Source organism: Streptomyces sp. SPB074, assembly GCF_000154905.1.
In the GTDB taxonomy this organism is placed as follows: Bacteria; Actinomycetota; Actinomycetes; order Streptomycetales; family Streptomycetaceae; genus Streptomyces.
Genome location: NZ_GG770539.1, coordinates 550,351 through 553,383 on the forward strand (window position 1 = coordinate 550,351; position 3,033 = coordinate 553,383).

Consider the following 3,033-nt stretch of genomic DNA (forward strand, 5'->3'; position numbering starts at 1 on the left):
GTGTCCGCCGCGAGCGCGCGGTGCGGGACGCGCAGCGCGGAGAAGGAGTAGCGCAGCCCGTCCTGGAGCAGGGCGAGCGGCAGGACGGCGCCGAGCGCGGCGAAGGCCGTGCCGGAGGTGCCGCCGACCGCCGCGCCGCCCGCCACGAGCAAGGCCCCGGCGAGCAGCGAGGCGAGCGCGGTGAAGGCGGTCGCGGAGCGGCAGGCGGCGGCGAGGGCGCGCGGGCCGCCCTTCTCCAGGACGACGACCTGTCCGACGTAGGACATGTTGAGGCCGAGCAGCACCGTGAAGGTCACGTAGACCATGGAGAACGCGGCGAAGCCCGCGGCCGTCGAGACGCGGGCCACGATCACCAGGACCAGGATGTTGGTCAGGCTGGAGGCGGCCTGGTCGAGTACGGAGGCGGCGACCGCGGCCGAGCGTCTCATCTCTTGTCGCCCGTCCGCAGGTCCTCGGGCCGCAGCTGGCGCAGCGTCACGGTCTCGGTGCCGTCGCCGAGGCGCTGTTCGGCGGGGGGCGCGGGGCGGGGGGCGGGGGGCGGCAGTTCGCTGCCGGCCGCGCGGTGGACGCTGTTCTTGGCTCCGCCCTGCTGCTTGGCGGGGTGGCCGCCCTCGTCGTGGGTGACGGCGCCGAGCACGGTGCCGCCCGCGCCGAGGATCAGCTCGCGGATACGGACGAGTTCGGTGCGGTGCACGCTGCGCAGGTCGCAGACGATGACGACGCCGTCCACGCGGTCGACCATGGCGAGCGCGTCGGCGTAGGAAAGGACGGGCGGGGCGAGGACGACGACGGTGGAGCCGCTCTCGTCGGCGTCCTCGATGAGCCGGGTGGTGCGGTGCGAGGTGAGCGCGCGGGCCACGTTGCGTACCCGCTGCCCGGCGACGAGGTCGAAGGAACCGGCCTCGCCGGCGTCCACGGTCAGCGGGCGGGTGCCGGGCCAGCCGTTGTCGTCGTTGTCGGCGGGCAGGCTCCAGCCGGGGCGGCCGGCGCTGGTGTGCAGGCGCGCGGAGAGGCCGGGGGCGCGCAGGTCCGCCTCGACGAGGAGGACGTCCTTGCCGGTCTCCGCGAAGGAGGCGGCGAGGTTGGTGGCGACGGCGGTCGCCGCCTGGGCGCTGGCGTCGCGGGCCGCGACGACGAGGAGGCGGCGGCGGTCGGCGAAGCGCGCGTCGTAGGCGAGCCGGAAGGCGATCGAGCGGTACTCCTCGGCGATGCGCGAGCCGGTCTGGTCGGCGGCGAGGAGGTTCTTGGCGGCGCCGCGCGGGAGCGAGCCGAGGACGGGGGCGCGCACGGCGCGGGCGACGTCGCCCGTGGAGCGGGGCGAGGGGTCGAAGACGAGGCGTACCCAGGCGGCGAGGAGGCCGAAGGCGATGCCGAAGGCGCCGCCGAGCGCGAGGGATATGACGAGGCCGAGGCCGTCCGAGCCGGTCGGCGGGGTGGCCTCCTGCGTGACGGTGCCCGCGGCCATGTCGAGGCCCATGAGGGTGTCGCGCTGGTTCTGGAGGGTGCTGATGCGGCTCTTGAGGTTGACGTTCGCGGTCTGCTGGGCGTCGTAGGCGGAGGTGCCCTTGGTCATCGCGTCGAGCTGCTGGGCGAGTTCGTTCTGCTGCTTGCCGAGCGGGTCGATCTGCTTCTTGAGCCGGTAGACCATGCTGTCGCGCAGGTCGGACCACTTCTTCTCGCTCGCCGAGAGGTACGCGGCGGCGAGCGCGTTGGCGCCGCGCGCGGCGGCCTCGGGCGAGTCCGCCGTGTACGTGAAACGCAGGGTGAGGCTCTGTGGGGGCGTGGTGACCTGGAGCCCCTTCTTGAGCGCGCGGGCCGAGGTGCCGTCCTTGAGTTTCTTCGCGGCGATCTGGGCGACGTTGCTGGAGAGCGCCGTCTGGCGCTCGGTGTTCATGTTGACGCTCTTGTCGGGCGCCGAGGTGTTGTCGAAGGGGTTGGTGGTGGGGGTGCGGACGACGATGTCGCTGTTGGCCGCGTACGAGTCCGCCGAGGTGATGCCGAGGTAGGCACCGCCGATCAGGCCGATGCCGATGCCCCCGCCGATCAGCCAGCGGTAGCGCAGGAGTTGACGGAACTGGTCACGCAGCAGTTCCGGTTCGTCCCCCGCGGGACTGACGTGCGCCTCGGTCATGTGCGCCAAACCCCCAGAGCCTCTTCGATGAGCGCGTCGACGCGGGCGAGTCCCGCCGCGCGCGTCAGATGGGCCGCGACGTGGCGCGGTCCGGCATCCCCCAGTGCCCGGGCCTGTGCCGGGTCGTCGGCGAGTCTACGCACTTCCTTGAGGAGTGCGCCGGGGTCCTCGGGGGCGACGAGGACGCCCGCGCCGGAGCGCAGCACCTCGTGCGCCGTGCCGCCCTCGGCGGCGACCGAGGCGAGGACGGGGCGCGCGGCGGCGAAGTACGAGGTCAGCTTCGAGGGCACGCTCATGTCGAGGACGGAGGCGCGCTGCGTGACCGCGAGGACGTCGGCGGCGGCGAGGACGTCCATGAAGTCGGCGTCGTCGGCGGGGGGCGGGAAGTCCAGGTTGGGCACGCCCTTGCCGAGTTCTTCGAGGTGGGCGCGCTGGTTGCCGTCGCCCATGAGCACGAAGCGGACGGCCGGGTCGCGGCGGGCGGCCTCCACGAGGACTTCGAGGCCCTGCTTGAGGCCCATGTTGCCCGAGTGCACGACGACCGTCTCGTCCGGCGCCCAGCCGAGCCGGGCGCGCGTCGCCGCGCGGTCGCCCGCGGGGCTCGTGACGTGGGACCAGTTGGGCACGAGGCGGATGCGGTCCGGGTCGACGCCGAGGGCTTCGACCTTGGCGCGGAAGGTCTCGTGGATGATGCCGACGAGGGTCGCGCGGCGCAGCGCGAACGACTCGGCGCGCGCGGCCACCTTGGCGGCGCGGTCGCCGCCGCTGATGCCGCTCTGCGCGGCGGCGGCGCCCATGAGGTCCTGGACGACGGGGACGTAGGGGACCTTCCAGCGGCGCGCGAGGCGGGCGGCGAGCACGCCGCCGGCGAGGCTCGGCATCTGCGCGTGCACGGCGTCGGG

Annotated in this window: 2 protein-coding genes and 1 pseudogene; all 3 read right to left on the minus strand. The window is 74.1% G+C overall.

Annotation, left to right across the window (positions count from 1 at the left end; translation table 11 throughout):
• Positions 1-428: pseudogene (locus SSBG_RS02215) on the minus strand (hypothetical protein); the annotation flags it as partial.
• Positions 425-2,131 carry a chain length determinant protein gene (locus tag SSBG_RS02220; RefSeq protein ID WP_008744610.1) on the minus strand — a complete coding sequence of 569 codons (1,707 nt, stop codon included), beginning with the start codon at positions 2,129-2,131 and terminating at the stop codon, positions 425-427. The gene SSBG_RS02220 and the pseudogene SSBG_RS02215, both read right to left, overlap by 4 nt.
• A partial coding sequence (locus tag SSBG_RS02225; protein WP_037868736.1) for a glycosyltransferase family 4 protein occupies positions 2,128-3,033 on the minus strand: 906 nt, incomplete at its 5' end. The genes SSBG_RS02220 and SSBG_RS02225, both read right to left, overlap by 4 nt.